This is a genomic window from [Clostridium] scindens, from assembly GCF_019597925.1.
In the GTDB taxonomy this organism is placed as follows: Bacteria; Bacillota; Clostridia; order Lachnospirales; family Lachnospiraceae; genus Clostridium_AP.
This window is the reverse complement of sequence record NZ_CP080442.1, coordinates 497,429-512,865: the sequence shown is the minus strand read 5'-3', so window position 1 is coordinate 512,865 and position 15,437 is coordinate 497,429. Positions and strand designations below refer to the sequence as shown.

The window sequence follows — 15,437 nt, the reverse complement described above, 5'->3', positions numbered from 1 at the left end:
ATAGCCAAAGCAGAAGCGCGATGCATGATATCCTGTGCGCTTGGCTGTCACGTATACACGTTCCTAATATAATCTTTTTGCTATTACATTCATCCAGAACTCCCCGCTCTTATCCCGCCTTACATCCTCCGTCCTGAAGATCTGCACCAGTTCCAGTCCATCGATCCTGCTAAATAAAAATCGCAATTCCTTCTCATCATAAAAGTTGAAGAACCGGCCGCCTCTCATCCCTTCTCCTTGTCCCTGCTTAAAGGATGCATACAGGACTCCTCTTTTTTTCAGGGCCTGTTTGACCTTCTCCAGCACGCCCTGCATCTCTTTCTTCTCTGCATGGATCAGAGAAGCGCAAGCCCAGATTCCATCGAACTCCTGCTGATAATCCATTTCTTCGATCTGGGCGCAGAATACTTCCTGCCCAATAAACTCAGAAGCCAGACGGCACAAGGCCGGAGAACCATCCATTGCCTCTACCTGGAATCCTTGTCTTATGAAGTATTTGCTGTCCCGTCCACTGCCGCACCCCAGATCCAATATCCTTCCTCCTGGACTGACCATGGATAAGAATGAGGTATATAGATCTACCATGTCCGCTGTCACCGTAGACTCAAAGAATTCTGAGGCGTTCTCCTCATAGTAATTGAAGTTTATCTCTTTCATCCGTATCTCCAACTCTCTCCGTATACTTCAGATTGCTACCTTTTACAGATTCCACCGGATATTTCTCATTATTTTTCCTGATCTTATCTTCCAGGCAATCCTTTAGATCAAACCCATTTCTCTGGGCGAAGCGCAGCAAAAAGAAGAAAATATCTCCCAGTTCTTCCCCGATATGTTCTCTCTTTTTGTCATCCGACATCATTGCCTTCATCTGCTCATCCGACTTGAACCGGAATATATCCAGCAATTCATTTGCCTCGGTAGATATTCCGACGGCCAGATCTTTGGGATTGTGGAACTGGTCCCAATCCCTGTCTGTACAAAATCGTTCTACCAGATGTTGTAGTTCCTGCAATTCTGACATCTCCATATCCCCCGCTTTCTCATTCTCTGTCAGTGACGCTTTGCATGCTTTAACGCCTCCCGAAGTTCCTCATCCTGGGCATAAATATAGAGTCCATTTACGCCTCGGGTTAAAAGTACGTTGATCTCATTTCTAAGCAGCGTCTGCGCGAAGTTCTGCTTGGTTCCATCACTTAACGTCCTGTTCTGTACTGCCTTTTTATTCTTGCTGCAGGACGGATCAAAGACAATCTTTCCATCCCTGTATTTTACAGAAGGCCCCAGTATCACGCCTACATAATTTAGGTCAAATCCCTGTATCGTATAGGTTGAGCCTACCTCATGAATGGTATGCTCCTGCTCGGCCCAGGACAACTTCTTATTTCTCTTTTGTGCTTTTCTGTCCGTCTTGATCTGCTTGTTCCACGGCATCTTCCAGCCCCCGATCGCGACCTCCCAGTATTTCTGGTAATGAGGCGGCTTCTTGTCAATATATTCCCAGTCAAAGGTGGCGACGATCCTTGAAAGACTTGTACCTGGATTCTCTGAACGGTTCTGGATCTCCTCCTGCAATTGCGCAGGCGTATCGAATATGTTGATTTCATAACCCTTTGTATCATGAGGGATTGGCCTGATCTCTTGTCTGTCCACAAAATCCCGGATCCACTCGATCGTCTCGATATCTGCCTGCATACGAAGCTGGTTTTTAAGAACGATATAGTTATCCCTTTTCTTTGCCTGACGCTCCAGTTCTTCGATCATCTGATTCTCCCAATACTGCTCTGTCCTCAGAATCTGCTTCTGATCAAACATGACGATGACGACTTTGGCCCGCTCCATGATATCTTTTAACTGATTCTTCCCACGGTAAGACTGCTTGCCCTGCGTCCATAGCAGATGAGCCTCATCCACCAGCACCACGTCTACCGGCTCATTAACTGAATGATGGTTGATAAATGCAGTAGGCTTGCAGACAATCTCTTTATTCTCCTGGCATAAATCCAATTTGTCCGCAATCTGCTTATACACGGTCAACTGCTCATCATGATTGACCACCAGATAACTTTCGATTCTCTCTCCCGGTGTCTCGCCGCAGTTAGCATTCAGTTCATAGAAGATATTGCTGTTTAGAACCGTTTTCCCGGTTCCTGCCTCTCCGGATATCATAATAATCTGGCCGGTCTCGTCTGACTTTAATGCCCGCCTGACTTTCTCCAGGATTTCCTGCTTGGCCCGCTCCTGCTCGTCTGTCAGTTTATGGAACGGGGATGCCTTAAATATAGCGGCCTCTTTTACCACGCTTTCTAATGGAAAGAGTTCTGGATTATATTGGCCCAGACGTTCCCATATCTTTGAAAATATGGCTTCCAATTCCATCCATGTGTAATACTTTTTCTGTTGATTCGTACGGCGGTTATGGACTTTTTTCACCCGTTCTACGCTGGACATGTATAGCATCATCTTGCTCTCAATATCCAAGGTAAGTGATTTATTGAAGTGATCGTGTCCGATCACGAACATCTTCGATTGATTCTTTCCAAGCAGCGCATGCCAGTCATTCTGCCCATTGCGCGCGCCGGATAAATGTTCCAAAGTGCGCCTGATGATATCGGTAGTTTCCCCCACATAGACTTCGTACTCCCTGTTTTTCCCCCAATTCATCAAATACACGGTGGGATATTCTAATAGGAGTTCCTTCTTTTTATCCGCCTCGGAACTAATCTTTTCTTTAAATTCCTCAAGTCCCTTCTGGCTGCAATTAAGTTCGTATACCACCAAAGCATCTTCTTTTGTCATATGTATCACCTTCTGATCGTCTGATAGAGATAGCCGTTTCCCGACTAAATCCATGATAGCATATACAAGGCTCATTTTCACTATCTTCTTCTGCTTTGATTGTTGACATTTTCTGCTGGGCGGTGCTATAATGTTAAAAATTAAAACCGCAGATGAGGAAGTTAGGCTGTGCAACGGTCTTCAGCGAATCCGGGATGGTGGAAGCCGGACAGATGTCAGTAGCAGCAAGTGGGCCTCGGAGGGCGAAGTGAACGTTTATCAAGTAACTGAGACGCAAGACCAGCGTTATAGGGTCAGGAGTGTGACGGCACTCTGTGAAAGAGGGTATATTTTATACCAAACAAGGTGGTACCGCAGGTTTTATGCCTGTCCTTGAATGAATCTATTCAAGGACAGGTTTTTTTATTTCACTGGAAAGGATGTTTATCTATGAATCATGATGAATTTACATTGTACGATCTAAAGGTCGAGGTTATTGCCTCAGACAAGCCCATGGTATGCAGCCATAAGGAGGGGGACTACTTCCTGGTCATCGGAGAAAATCTGGTCTTTCCGCAGACCACCTCATTTTCCATGTATTCCCTTGCTGCCTTGCTTCCGCTTCTTCCGGCTAAGCAAAGAGAACTGCATGAAAATGACTGGATGCTCTCGGACAGCGTGATTGCCTGCCCAGATCCCAATTGCGGCGCGCGGTTTAAGATTACGAGGATTGGTAAGCGGACATTCAGCCACGCCGATTGTACTGTGGAAGATATTTATCAGGGAAATGAAGATTAATTAAGTTTGATATGGAGGGAAAGAAAATGACACAGAGAATGGAATTAGCCAAGGATTATACGATCAGCAGGGTGTTAAATGGCTGCTGGCAGCTCTCGAAAGGCCACAGCCTGCAGGGCAGCCTGGATCTTAAGGATGTTATGAAAGCGTTCCACATGCTGGTAGAGCAAGGATTTACAACGTTTGACTGTGCGGATATCTACACAGGCGCGGAAGAATTCATCGGCCAGTTCGTAACGGAACTAAAGAACGGCCACGGCTTTTCCGCTGACGATATCCAGATACATACGAAATATGTGCCAGATATTAATTACTTAAGCCAGGTAAACTATGAATTTACGGAAAAGATCATCGACCGGAGCCTGATGCGCCTGAACCGGGACACCCTGGATCTGGTGCAGTTCCACTGGTGGGACTATGATATTCCGGGATGCATCGAGACGGCAGGCGACCTGATGCGCTTAAAAGAAAAGGGGAAAATCCGCAACATCGGCGTGACCAACTTTGATACGGCACATTTAAAAGAACTGGTGGATGCCGGAATTCCGGTAGTCTCCATGCAGGCGCAGTATTCCGTATTTGACCGCCGTACGGAGCGGAAGATGCTGGACTACTGCAAAGAAAATGATATCAAGCTATTATGCTACGGAACCCTCTCCGGCGGATTCCTGGCAGAGAAATGGATGGGCAGGAAAGCCGCGGAGCCCGAGACCCGCTCCCAGGTAAAATACCTTCAGATCATCGAAGATTCTCTGGGCTGGGATGGTTACCAGGAATTGCTTGTACTTCTAAAAGGAATTGCGGAAAAATATGACGCCAGCATTTCCAATGTCGCAACCAAGTACATCCTAAGCCAGGACGGCGTTGCCGGCGCTATCGTCGGAGTCCGCAACAGCAGGCACGTAGAATCCAATGCGCAGATATTCAAGTTTGAACTGTCTGAGAACGATATTCACACAATCCGCACGTTCCTTAAGCAATTTCCGACTCCACAGGGCGAGCCGTTTGAGTTAGAGCGTACCGTAGGTTCAAAATACCGTAATATTATGCATATGAATATCACGAAAGAGGAACAAAGTTAACACTACAAAGGAGAAACACCTGATATGGAAAAGAAAAAACTCGAATTCAGAGGAGGATGGATGGTTGCATTCCTTCCAGTATGCATCTTCCTATTCTTCTGCATCTTATATTTTATCGTATTGAAAGCATTTGAAATGTACGCGCTTGCAATGGGAGCCTTCGTGGCACTGCTGATCAGCGCTGTCTTCACTAAGAAAGGGCATTATGACCGCTTCTGGGAAGCCGTCTATGATGGCGCGAAAGAGGCCATCCCGGTTGCCGTCCTGCTGCTGATCATCGGCATGTTTTCTGCCATGATCAAGGCTGCCAATATTTCCACCGGCTTTGTATGGCTCGCCGATAAACTGCATGTGGGCGGCGGCTTATTTACGGCATTTACCTTTTTTGCCGTATGTATCATTGCATCCGCAACCGGCTCCTCCCTGGGAACCATGTTCACCTGTTTCCCTATCTTCTACGCAGCAGGCATCCTGCTGGGGAGCAATCCGGCCGCGCTGGCGGGCGCCATCGTATCCGGCGGAATCTTTGGCGATAACCTGGCTCCTATCTCCGATACGACGATTATATCTGCGGGCACCCAGGAATACACGAAAAAATCCGGCTTCGCTGACGTAGGCGGATGCGTGACCAGCCGATTGAAATACTCGCTGGCTGCCGGCGCAGTCTCTTTTGTACTGTTCTGGATCTTTGGAGGCGGCGGAACGCTTGGCAGCGGCGCAGAGGAGATACTCTCCCAAAATATGAACCCTGCCACGCTGGTCATGCTGGTTCCTGTAGTGGTGATGCTGGTTACCGCCGTAAAAACCAGAAATATTTATAAAGCCATTACCGTCGGACTGATTCTGGGAACCATCGTAGGAATGGCATTCCACCTTCTGACCCCAAGCAGCATCCTTTCCGTCAAGGACGGCGCGCCTGCCGGCTTCCTTACCGATGGCATCAATGGGATGATCGCAACCATCACCCTTGTACTTTCCGTATATGGAATCATGGGCGTACTCACTGCTGCCGGAGCTTTGGAGAAGATCACCAATATGATCCTGGGCAGCAAGTTTGGCCAGACTACCCGCGGCGCAGAGATTGCCATGATGCTTGGAATCTCCATCACAACCATGTTCTTCGGCGGCGTGACCAGCGCCTCCATGGCCACCTTTGGAAAGATCCAGAACGAGATTGGGAAGCGCGTCGGCCTGCATCCATACCGCCGGGCCAATCTGCTGGATGGATTTGCCAATTCCATTGTCCTGGCAGTTCCGTTTCTGAGCGTATTCGTATTCATCGGATCTTCCCTTACAGCCGGATATGAGTATGCAGATGCCTTATCCGTTACTCAGGTAAGTGGATTCATGTTTTACTGCTTCTCGTTGTTCCTGGTACTGCTGTTCTCCGTAATAACCGGCTGGGGCAGAGCATACGAAGGCGCAGATGGCAAGCCGGTAAGGACTCTGGAAGAATCACATTAAAAGATAAGAAAAAGGCCGGCATCCAAGGATGTCGGCCGCACCAGAGGCACAAGGCCCCTGTCATTCTTATGAACTATACGTATTCTTTATCTCAATCTTCACCCTGTCTCCCCGGAAAAGAACGGAAGAATATTCCGTCACTTCTCCCATCTGGGAGTACAAAGTGTTTTCAAGGTGGATCAAAGGATAATTCTCATCTACATTCAGCAGTTGTGCCTCATCCGGCCTTGCATTGACAATCTCCAGCGTCTCAACCATCTGGTTCTGCTCGATGCCATATCCTTCCTTCAAGATATCGCACAGCTGCATATGCTCAAAGTCATATCCCCGCTCAAAGATCCCTTCGCAGCACTGCTTTGGGATATAGGACAGATGTATGCTGAATGGCTCGTCATTCACGCTTCTTACCCTCTTAATCTTATAAAGCGGAGTGCCAATATTAACTTTCAGCTTCCTTGCCAGTTTGATATCGCATTCTACAGTATCCGTATAAATCAATTTGGTTTCATTTTCATACCCCATCTTCTCAAGCTGGTCTCTTATTCCCATCTGAGAAAGGGGCTTGCTTATAATTTTATTCGAACTAACAAAAGTACCCTTACCCGGAACCCGGTAAATTAAGCCCTCCTGGGCCAATTTATTTAAAACTGACCTTACAGTCATCCTGCTTAAACCATATTCTCTGCTTAATTCATTTTCAGATGGAATTCTTGCGTCTTCTTTCCAAATGCCTTTTTCAATATTCTTACGCAAGATTTTCTCCAGTTGAACATATAACGGACAGGGGCTATCTAAATTTAGGCCTGTCAATTTGCTACCTCCATTTCAACCTCAGACTTTGCTTTCATTATATCCGCTAAATTAAAAGCATGCAAGCGAATTAAGGGAGAAAGAATTTAAAAATGCGGAAACACCTGAATGGATACAGATATTTCCGCACCGGTCTTTTTCATGATCAGACTGCCTCTTATCTCTTGCTATCATACCTGACAAACGCCTCAACCTTCGGCTGGGATGAGCATCCTGGCACGAATTCATTGGAAAGAAACGCTTCCGTCATCATCTCCCTGTTCTTGCTTCCTGATGTAAATGCACCCATGCATGCTACATTGGCATCGTTGCTGAGGCGGGCCCGCTGCGCAGAATATACGTCCGATAGAAGCGCCGCGTATACGCCTTTTACCTTATTTGCCGCGATTGACATGCCTATGCCTGTGCCACAGATCAAGATTCCCCTGTCATATTTCTTCGATGCTACTGCCTCCGCGACCTTGATCGCCGTATTCGCGTAGATTGGGTCAGTGCTTCCAAAATCCGTCACCTCGCCATAGTTCTTTTCTTTGATAAATCTTATTAATTCTTCTTTTGCTTCCTGTGCATTTGGATCGCATCCAATCGCAATCTTCATCTTTGCCACCCCTCTTCTTAACCTTGATGTATCCTGTTTCTTACCACGGAATTACCGCATAAAGTCCAACCGCAAGCAACGCTCCGATAATCGGTCCCACCATTGGAACAACCGCATAGTCCCAGCCAGACGGGCCTTTTCCTTTGATCGGCAGCAAAGCATGGGCAATACGCGGGCCCCAGTCACGGGCCGGATTGATGGCATATCCTGTCAGGCCTCCAAGGCTCATGCCGATGGAAGTGATGATGCCAAAGACGAATACATTGCTTAAGCCGCCTGCAATGCCGGACACCTGTCCGATCCCCTTAATGGCAAATACCAGCACGAATGTAGCCACAATCTCTGAGAGCATGTTAAGGGCTTTGTTCGGAATGGAAGGCGATGTACAGAATACGCCTCGTTTCGTGTTTGGATCTTCCGTGGCATCAAACTGTCCTTTGAACAGAAGGTATACGCAGCACGCGCCCAGAAACGCTCCCGCAAACTGCCCGATGATATAAAACGGTACTTCTGCCCACGCAACACTTCCTTCCACTGCAAGCGCCAGGGTAAGGGCCGGATTAAAGTGGGCGCCGGACGCCGCGCCGAATATAAACGCCGGAACCATGACCGCAAGCCCCCAGGCAAGCGTGATCTGCACCGTGCCGCCGCCTTTCATGCCTGACTTGTTCAGCGTAACGTTTGCAACAACGCCGTCTCCTAACAATATCAGAATAAATGTACCAACTAACTCAGATAGGAATTTCAATAACATAATTTTCTCCTCCAAATCTTCTCTTTTGTACAAACGGTAATCATAACTGCTACATAATGTTCCGGAGAAATGCGATCAACTCTTCGTCTGTCAGCTGAACTGGATTACTTGTCATGCTCGTCCCTCTGCTGCCCAATGCCACCTCTGCCACTTCCTCAGGAGGTACGTTCAGGAATTTATAATCCGGCGCAATGCCGATTGCCTTATTCAGGTCAAACAGGAAATCTATCGCTGCCTGCGTACCCTCTCCTGCCTTGTCAAATCGTCTGCCCGTCAGGGCCTCGCCGATCTTATCCATCTTCTTTGGACATGCTTTTGCATTCAGGCGTACCACATGAGGCAGGGCGATCCCGCAGGCCTCGCCATGAGGCAGATGGTAGCGTATGCCTACTGCCATGCCAAATCCATGAGCCGCGCCAAGTCCCGAGTTCGCAAATGCCATGCCACCCAGCAGGGCCGCAGCGCACATGCCTTCCCGCGCTTCCATGTCTTTCCCGTCGTCGCAGGCTCTCTGCAGATATTTCCCCGCCAGTTCGATGCCTTTAAGCGCCAGTCCATCACTGATCGGAGTCGCGCGGAAAGTAATATAGGCCTCGATCAGATGCGTCAGGGCATCTATCCCGGATGTGGCCGTAACCTTCCGTGGACATCCCATATCCAGTTCCGGGTCTATGATAGCAATGGTAGCCACCATCTTGTCATCACGCATAGAACGTTTGAATCCCTGCGTCTTGGAGCCAAGCACCGCATTCTTGGTCACTTCGCTGCCTGTTCCCGCTGTGGTTGGGATCGCAACGAAGGGCACCGGGGCCTCCGTGACCTTTTTCCCCTTTCCTACCACTTCTAGGTAATCCACTGCCGGGCCGCCATTGGTGATGATGGCTGCCGTAGCCTTTCCTACATCAATGCAGCTTCCGCCTCCCAGGGAGATCACGGCGTCACATTGGCTCGCAAGCGCCAGTCTGCTGACTTCATCCACCAGATCGACGGTGGGCTCTCCCCTGACCTCGCTAAAGATCAGATAGTCTGCTCCCAGCGCTTCCAGCTGTCTCGTCAAGTCTTCCATTGCCGGACTCTCCGCAAAGAATGGGTCTATAATGACCAGGAACTTCTTGCCCAGCCTGGCGATGTAATCCCCTGCTTCTTTAAGCGCGCCCCGCTTAAATACAATTTTATCCGCAGTATAAAATGTAAACTCCATAAGAATTCTCCTTCCTATCCTTCAAAACACCTGTCCTGATATTTCTTGATTGCAGGAAATACACGCACAGCCAAATCCTCATACAGTTCCGTGTATATCTTGTAAAGTTCTTCATATCGTTTTACATTTTCCGGGATAGGCTCGAGGCAATAGTCGACTTGTACCATATTGTCGATTGCTTCGTGGATATCCGAGTAAGTGCCAGAGCCGATCGCCGCGAACATTGCTGCTCCAAGCGCGGTCGATTCCGGACATTTAAGCGTCTCGATCCGTTTGTTGTAGACATCCGCCTGAATCTGGTTCCACAGACGCGACTTTGCGCCGCCGCCCACAGTCCGAAGCGTCTTCGTCTTAAATCCAAGCGTCCGGTCCGCATCATCGATCATGCTCTTCATCTCATAGCAGACGCCTTCCAGCACGGACCGCGCAATATCATTCTTATTATGGGAAAAAGATAGTCCTGTAAAGGTGGCCCGGCCATTGCCGTCAAACCTTGGACAGTCGCATCCTTCCAGCCACGGAGCATAGATCACGCCATTCGAGCCTACCGGCGACTTGGCTGCCAGATCGCTGATGATGCTATAGATGTCCTTGCCGGATAACTTGGAGAAGCCTACCTCATTCTGGCAGAATACATCCCGGTACCAGCGAAGCGATGATGCTCCTGAGTTGGAAGAGCCTTCCACCTGCCAGTGTCCCGTTCCTGCATGGCCCATAATGGATATCTTGCCTTCCGGATGCCTGACTGGCTTCGAACTGTATGCATGGATTACTCCCGCAGTCCCAAGCACGCCCGAGATCATGCCGTCTTTTGCGACGCCTGCGCCGACTGCCGCGCAGCGCTGGTCCCCGGCGCCGCAGTACACCGGCGTCCCGGCCAGCAGGCCTGTCAGTTTGGCTACCCGTTCGGTCACGCTCCCCACGAATTCTCCCGGATTCTTGCGGCCAGGATATTTATTAATGTCAATATCATAGATCTCTGCGCGCTTCGGATCTAATTCAAACGTGTCATTATTCGAAAGCTTGGTGTAGGTAAGGCCTGGCTTATCATCCCAGTATTCCTCGATGTTATCGGTGAACGCGCTGATCATTACAGCCTCCAGCCCGATAAACTTATAAGTCTTTTCATAGATTTCCGGCCAATTCTTCTTAATCCACAGGAACTTCGGCGTTGTCGCCAGCGGTCCGAATGGATAGCCTGTAAAGTTATAATCTTCCAGCTCGCTGATGCCATTTGCCTCCAGACGCTCCCTCATATAAGGGAACATCTCTTCCCCACGGAAGTCATTCCATAGAATAGAACGGCTTAGGTAGTTTCCTTCCCGGTCCACAGGAACGAAGGAGCAGCACATGTGGGAGAATGAAATTCCTTCGATGTCCTTTGGATCGATTTCTGCATTATTGATGGCATATTTCGTCGCGCTGTATAGCAGTTCTACTATCTCTTGCGTCTCCTGTTCCGCATATCCGGGACGTGGGAAATAGGTAGGCGTATCAAATGACCCGCTGCCTTTGATATTTCCCTTTTTATCAAAGACGATCGCCTTCGTGCCAGTAGTTCCAATGTCAATAGAAACAAAATACGTAGTCATCTTTTTTCCTCCTTTGTATTTATCCCTCTTTTAATCCAGCCAGCAAAGACCCTTTTATTTTATCTCTTCCAGGTACTCTGCATATTGGGCAACGAGTTTGCCCGCGCTTCTTGTCCCGATCAGGCTGACGCCCAGATGCTCGAATGCATACATGGCTGCCGGAAGGGTGAATGTCCTTGGAACGCCGGATACTTTAATCTTCGTGTCGCCGGAAAGATTTTCCTTCATGATCTTAACCTGATGGATATCCGGAAATGCCTGGCTTCCGGTAGCCGTCTTAACATATGTAACCCCCGCCCCGCAGCAGATCTTCGTCAGATCCGCGATCATCTCATCCGTAAGAAATCCCACTTCAAAGATCAGTTTCGTGTCACATCCGGCAGGCTTGCATATCTCCACAAATTTTCTTATCTCTTCTTCTACCAGCTTATAATTGTGATCTTTCATGGCTCCGATGTTCACGACCATGTCGCACGCCGTACATCCAAGTTCCACCATCCGCTCCAATTCCAGAAACTTGCATTCAGAGATGCATGCGCCATAGGGGAACCCGATTACAGCGCTTGGCCCCACGCCTGTTCCTGCCAGTTCCTTCTTCGCCAGTTCTGCCCAGCAGGAATTGACATTCACGGAGTTTACCTGGTATTTAGCAGCTGTCGCGCAGGCGGCAATGATATCTTTTTCCTGTGCGTCAGGGGCAAGCCATGCCAAATCAAAATGTTTTGCAAATTCTCTAACCGTCATCATATTATGTTTCCTCCTCGATCCCATTGCCGATCCGCTGACTGCTACTCTAATCCGAATATATTCGTCAGTTCTCTGACAACGCCGTCCTCATTGTTGGTAAAACGGGTTACGTTCATACAGGCCTTCTTTACTTCCTGATGTGCATTGGCCATGGCATAACTGTTCGGCGTAAGCCGGAGCATGTCCAGATCATTCAGATAATCACCGAATACGATCGTATCCTCCATGGCTATTTCGTAGTGCCTGCACACCTGTTCCAGCCCATATCCCTTCGATATCCCTTTCCTGGTCAGATCCACCCAGCCATCGCCGGAAAGTACGAGGGAAAAGGTATCCGCAAACTGCTGCATAAACTTCATTCCCCGGTTCTCATTTTGACGGTTCGCTCCAGTGCTAATCGATATCTTTACGATTTGATCCGTCAAAAATACCTGCTCCAGGCTGGGGACGAACCTGACCTTCTTATTGAAATAAAAATCCGCGAATATCTTATGTTCCTCTGGCTCATCCATCTGGACATAGGTGTCTTTTACGCCGATCAGGACCAGATGCATGTAAGAGGCTGACCGGGCAGCCTCCATGACGGGTCTTGCCTTTTCGTAGGGGAACTCTCCTGTAAAAAGGAGGGTTCCATCCTCCAGATAGACCGCGCCGCCATTATTTGCGATTACCGTCACCGGCATATCATCAAAATAACTCAGGATGCTGCCCCTGCTTCTGCCGCTTGCGGCTGCAAACAGCACTCCTCGGTTCCTCAGCGTACGGATAACGCCTTTTAGTCCGCGCCCGGTCTCCTTCTGGGAATTCAAGAGCGTCCCGTCCATATCACTGGCAACTAATCTTATCATCTATGACCTGCCTTCTATACAATCTCGCTGATGTATTCTATCATCTCATCCATCTCAAGCTGTACCGGGTTACTGCTCATGCTGGTTCCGTAGCTGGCCTTCGCCAGTTTTTCGATATCCTCGCGAGGAATTCCCAGATGCTTGAAGTCCGGCTTGATCTCCATATGCGCGTTCAGTTCCAGAATGAAATCAACCGCTGCCTGCGCGCCTTCTTCCGGCTTTGCGAACCGTCTTCCTGTAAGGGCTTCTCCAATCTTAGCCATTCTTTCTTCCGCCTTCTTCTGATTCAGCTTCATTACATGTGGAAGCAGGATGCCGCATGCCTCTCCATGAGGCACATGGTAAGCAATCCCGACGGCCATGCCTATGCCGTGAGCTGCCCCCAGGCCGGAGTTGGCGAATGCCATGCCGCCCAGCAGAGCCGCTGCCGCCATTCCTTCCCTTGCTTCCATATCGTTTCCGTCATCATACGCGCGCCTTAGATATCTGCCCGCCAGCTCGATGCCCCTTAGCGCCAGCCCGTCACTGATAGGAGTCGCCCTCCAGGTAGTATAAGCCTCTATCAGATGGGTCATGGCGTCAATGCCTGAGGATGCCGTCACCTTCTTTGGGCAGCCTCTGCTTAATTCCGGATCCACGATAGTCAGATTCGCCAGCATCATATCCGAGCGCATGGAGCGCTTGAATGTCTGGACCTTTGATCCCAGGACAGAATTCTTGGTAACCTCGCTTCCGGTTCCTGCCGTTGTCGGAATGGAGATGAAGGGAACCGGCTCGTTTTCTACCTTCTTGCCGCGGCCTACATACTCCATGTAGTCGATCGCGGGAGTTCCATTGGTAATCAGCGCTGCGACTGCCTTGCCTACGTCAATATTGCTGCCGCCGCCGATGGACATAACCGCATCACAGCCATTCTTTACGGCAAGTTCGCAGACTTCGTCCGTCTGCTCTACCGTCGGTTCTCCGCTTACTTCCCCGTAGACCGTATACTTCGCGCCGATAGAGTCCAGCTGGCTCTTAACCTTCTGCATTGTTTCAGACTCTTTAAAGAAAGGATCCACCACAATCAGGAAATTCTTCCCATATCCTGCTATGTACTGGGCAATGTCTGCAACCGCACCCGTCTTAAATACGATTTTTCGTGCTGTTAAAAATGAAAATTCCATGACATATCTCCTTTTTGTGCTGTGCCGCTTAACAGAACTTGTTCTGGTAAGCATTGATCTGTTCAAATCCGTCCGCTGCCAGGCCCTTGTAGCAGGCCTTGAATACCTCGTAGACCTCGTTGTATCGCTCAACGTTTTCTGGGATCGGCTCATAAGTATCCTTGACACGTACCATATGCCGGGACGCCTCGGCCAGATCTTTAAATACGCCTGCGCCAACCGCGCCGATCATCGCCGCGCCAAGTGCGGTGGCTTCCGATGCATTGACCGTTTCCACCGGACATCCGTAGATGTCTGCCTGGATCTGGTTCCACAGATCGGAACGGGCAGCCCCTCCTGTAACGCGAAGCTTCTTGAACTCATGAAATCCTGCATCTTTGAGAGCATCCAGCATTCCACGCATCTCGAAGCAGATGCCTTCCATCGCGGCCCGCAGAAGTTCTGACTTGGTAACGCCAAGGGTCATGCCGATAAACGCGCCTCGCGCGGAATCATTGTAGTAAGGGCACGCCGCCCCTGCAAGCCATGGCAGGAAGATGGTTCCCTTCGACCCAATCGGCGCTTTTGCCGCAATGGAACTCATGATCGTGTAGACATCCATATCCGCCAGATCTGCCGCCGTCATCTCAAACCGGCTGAAAGTATTCCTGCACCACCGGAAGGAAGAGGCTGCCGCCGAGGCATGGCCTTCCATCGTATAGCCGCCTGCCGGATGGCCAAGCACATGGCACTTGCCATTGGCGTCACGCACCGGCGTAGCTGAGTAGCCGATACACAATCCCGCGGTTCCCAGACATACAGAGCCAAGACCGGCCTCTCCAGAGTTACCCACTCCCGCAGCGCCGCACTGCTGGTCCCCGGATCCTACGAACAGCGGTGTTCCTACCTTCAGCCCGCATTTTCTGGAAACTTCCTCCGTCACAGCGCCGATCGGAGTTCCTGGCTTCATGTTCCTTGGATATTTGTCAATGTCCATGCCAAAGATGTCGCACAGTTCCGGGTCAAACTCAAAGGTATCCCCGTTCGTCACCAGCCACCAGTTGGCATCGCTTTCCTCGTCATACCAGTCATCCGCGCCGAATGCCTTGGCAAGCATCGCGTGCGGCGTAATCATCTTGTATGTCTTCTCATAAAGTTCCGGCTTATTCAGACGGTACCAGAATGCCTTAGATCCACATTGAACGGATCCCAGCGGATGTCCGCAGCGTTTGTACAAATCCAGTTCCGTCATGCCATGCTTTGCAAGCTGCTCCCTGGCCCAGGGAAAGATCTCCGCGCCGCGCTGATCCCGCCACAGGATCATGTTGTGCAGGAAGTTCCCATCCTTGTCTATTGGTGCCCAGGAAGTCCGCTGATTCGTGAAACTTACCGAGATGATCTCGGAAGTGTCCACATTCTTCTTTTCAATTGCCTTTGCAACCGATTTGTATGCCAGTTCAATAACATCATTCGCGTCTTGTTCTACCCAGCCTGGCTTGGGATATACTGTAGGAGTCTCAAAATAAGCCGAAGAAATCTCATTGCCTTCAAGGTCGAATATTACGCAGCGTACACCCATCGTGCCCGCGTCAATTCCTATCACATATTTCCCCATATTTTTCT

15 protein-coding genes and 1 pseudogene are annotated in these 15,437 nt (G+C 49.5%); 3 read left to right on the top strand and 13 right to left on the bottom strand.

Features of this window, described 5'->3' with window-relative positions:
• Window positions 1-63 precede the first annotated feature (63 nt).
• From K0036_RS02255 to K0036_RS02245, 3 genes are read right to left on the bottom strand one after another with little or no spacing between them, the layout of a single operon-like run.
• On the bottom strand, window positions 64-657 hold the full coding sequence (locus K0036_RS02255; RefSeq protein WP_220430631.1) for a class I SAM-dependent methyltransferase: 594 nt from the start codon (window positions 655-657) through the stop codon (window positions 64-66).
• On the bottom strand, window positions 629-1,021 hold the full coding sequence (locus K0036_RS02250) for a nucleotide pyrophosphohydrolase (protein WP_044955733.1): 393 nt from the start codon (window positions 1,019-1,021) through the stop codon (window positions 629-631). The genes K0036_RS02255 and K0036_RS02250 overlap by 29 nt, the downstream gene beginning before the upstream one ends.
• A gap of 29 nt (window positions 1,022-1,050) precedes the next feature.
• Window positions 1,051-2,871, bottom strand: a complete 1,821-nt coding sequence (locus K0036_RS02245) for a DUF2075 domain-containing protein (protein WP_252997578.1) — start codon at window positions 2,869-2,871, stop codon at window positions 1,051-1,053.
• A 354-nt stretch (window positions 2,872-3,225) separates the two neighbouring features.
• On the opposite strand from K0036_RS02245, the gene K0036_RS02240 reads away from it, so the two are divergent.
• The 3 genes from K0036_RS02240 to K0036_RS02230 are packed head-to-tail and all read left to right on the top strand — an operon-like array spanning window position 3,226 to window position 6,119.
• Entirely contained in the window at window positions 3,226-3,573 is a 348-nt protein-coding gene (locus tag K0036_RS02240) for a TIGR04076 family protein (protein ID WP_025645635.1), read from the top strand.
• 26 nt (window positions 3,574-3,599) lie between these two features.
• Window positions 3,600-4,655 carry an aldo/keto reductase gene (locus tag K0036_RS02235; protein WP_220430630.1) on the top strand — a complete coding sequence of 352 codons (1,056 nt, stop codon included), beginning with the start codon at window positions 3,600-3,602 and terminating at the stop codon, window positions 4,653-4,655.
• 24 nt (window positions 4,656-4,679) lie between these two features.
• Window positions 4,680-6,119 carry a Na+/H+ antiporter NhaC family protein gene (locus tag K0036_RS02230; RefSeq protein WP_220430629.1) on the top strand — a complete coding sequence of 480 codons (1,440 nt, stop codon included), beginning with the start codon at window positions 4,680-4,682 and terminating at the stop codon, window positions 6,117-6,119.
• A 66-nt stretch (window positions 6,120-6,185) separates the two neighbouring features.
• Here the strand turns inward: K0036_RS02230 and K0036_RS02225 are convergent, their stop codons facing one another.
• The 10 genes and pseudogenes from K0036_RS02225 to K0036_RS02185 all read right to left on the bottom strand — a co-directional run bounded on the left by K0036_RS02225 (window position 6,186) and on the right by K0036_RS02185 (window position 15,429).
• Entirely contained in the window at window positions 6,186-6,668 is a 483-nt protein-coding gene (locus K0036_RS02225) for a GntR family transcriptional regulator (RefSeq protein WP_227036533.1), read from the bottom strand.
• A gap of 48 nt (window positions 6,669-6,716) precedes the next feature.
• Window positions 6,717-6,929 (bottom strand): annotated as a pseudogene (locus K0036_RS19630) (GntR family transcriptional regulator); the annotation flags it as partial.
• A gap of 157 nt (window positions 6,930-7,086) precedes the next feature.
• Window positions 7,087-7,527 carry an RpiB/LacA/LacB family sugar-phosphate isomerase gene (locus K0036_RS02220; RefSeq protein WP_025645642.1) on the bottom strand — a complete coding sequence of 147 codons (441 nt, stop codon included), beginning with the start codon at window positions 7,525-7,527 and terminating at the stop codon, window positions 7,087-7,089.
• Window positions 7,528-7,567: 40 nt separating this feature from the next.
• Window positions 7,568-8,281, bottom strand: coding sequence for an MIP/aquaporin family protein (locus K0036_RS02215; RefSeq protein WP_025645643.1), 714 nt, complete (start codon window positions 8,279-8,281; stop codon window positions 7,568-7,570).
• A gap of 49 nt (window positions 8,282-8,330) precedes the next feature.
• Entirely contained in the window at window positions 8,331-9,482 is a 1,152-nt protein-coding gene (locus tag K0036_RS02210) for an iron-containing alcohol dehydrogenase (RefSeq protein WP_173693480.1), read from the bottom strand.
• Window positions 9,483-9,496: 14 nt separating this feature from the next.
• A complete protein-coding gene (locus tag K0036_RS02205) occupies window positions 9,497-11,074 on the bottom strand; it encodes an FGGY-family carbohydrate kinase (protein WP_220430628.1) in 1,578 nt (525 codons plus the stop codon).
• A gap of 54 nt (window positions 11,075-11,128) precedes the next feature.
• The gene (gene deoC / locus K0036_RS02200; protein WP_025645648.1) at window positions 11,129-11,821 is read right to left on the bottom strand and encodes a deoxyribose-phosphate aldolase; all 693 of its coding nucleotides are present in this window, start codon (window positions 11,819-11,821) and stop codon (window positions 11,129-11,131) included.
• A gap of 41 nt (window positions 11,822-11,862) precedes the next feature.
• Entirely contained in the window at window positions 11,863-12,669 is an 807-nt protein-coding gene (locus K0036_RS02195; protein WP_220430627.1) for an HAD family hydrolase, read from the bottom strand.
• Between the two features lie 14 nt (window positions 12,670-12,683).
• On the bottom strand, window positions 12,684-13,835 hold the full coding sequence (locus tag K0036_RS02190; protein ID WP_025645652.1) for an iron-containing alcohol dehydrogenase: 1,152 nt from the start codon (window positions 13,833-13,835) through the stop codon (window positions 12,684-12,686).
• A gap of 28 nt (window positions 13,836-13,863) precedes the next feature.
• Window positions 13,864-15,429, bottom strand: coding sequence for an FGGY-family carbohydrate kinase (locus tag K0036_RS02185; RefSeq protein WP_220430626.1), 1,566 nt, complete (start codon window positions 15,427-15,429; stop codon window positions 13,864-13,866).
• Between the last annotated feature and the right edge of the window lie 8 nt (window positions 15,430-15,437).

Coding starts and splice junctions, on each gene's coding strand:
- K0036_RS02220 (WP_025645642.1), bottom strand. CDS start 7,527: ATGAAGATTGCGATTGGATGCGATCCAAATGCACAGGAAGCAAAAGAA.
- K0036_RS02190 (WP_025645652.1), bottom strand. CDS start 13,835: ATGGAATTTTCATTTTTAACAGCACGAAAAATCGTATTTAAGACGGGT.
- K0036_RS02230 (WP_220430629.1), top strand. CDS start 4,680: ATGGAAAAGAAAAAACTCGAATTCAGAGGAGGATGGATGGTTGCATTC.
- deoC (WP_025645648.1), bottom strand. CDS start 11,821: ATGATGACGGTTAGAGAATTTGCAAAACATTTTGATTTGGCATGGCTT.
- K0036_RS02185 (WP_220430626.1), bottom strand. CDS start 15,429: ATGGGGAAATATGTGATAGGAATTGACGCGGGCACGATGGGTGTACGC.
- K0036_RS02195 (WP_220430627.1), bottom strand. CDS start 12,669: ATGATAAGATTAGTTGCCAGTGATATGGACGGGACGCTCTTGAATTCC.
- K0036_RS02210 (WP_173693480.1), bottom strand. CDS start 9,482: ATGGAGTTTACATTTTATACTGCGGATAAAATTGTATTTAAGCGGGGC.
- K0036_RS02240 (WP_025645635.1), top strand. CDS start 3,226: ATGAATCATGATGAATTTACATTGTACGATCTAAAGGTCGAGGTTATT.
- K0036_RS02225 (WP_227036533.1), bottom strand. CDS start 6,668: ATGGGAATAAGAGACCAGCTTGAGAAGATGGGGTATGAAAATGAAACC.
- K0036_RS02215 (WP_025645643.1), bottom strand. CDS start 8,281: ATGTTATTGAAATTCCTATCTGAGTTAGTTGGTACATTTATTCTGATA.
- K0036_RS02250 (WP_044955733.1), bottom strand. CDS start 1,021: ATGTCAGAATTGCAGGAACTACAACATCTGGTAGAACGATTTTGTACA.
- K0036_RS02255 (WP_220430631.1), bottom strand. CDS start 657: ATGAAAGAGATAAACTTCAATTACTATGAGGAGAACGCCTCAGAATTC.
- K0036_RS02205 (WP_220430628.1), bottom strand. CDS start 11,074: ATGACTACGTATTTTGTTTCTATTGACATTGGAACTACTGGCACGAAG.
- K0036_RS02245 (WP_252997578.1), bottom strand. CDS start 2,871: ATGAGCCTTGTATATGCTATCATGGATTTAGTCGGGAAACGGCTATCT.
- K0036_RS02235 (WP_220430630.1), top strand. CDS start 3,600: ATGACACAGAGAATGGAATTAGCCAAGGATTATACGATCAGCAGGGTG.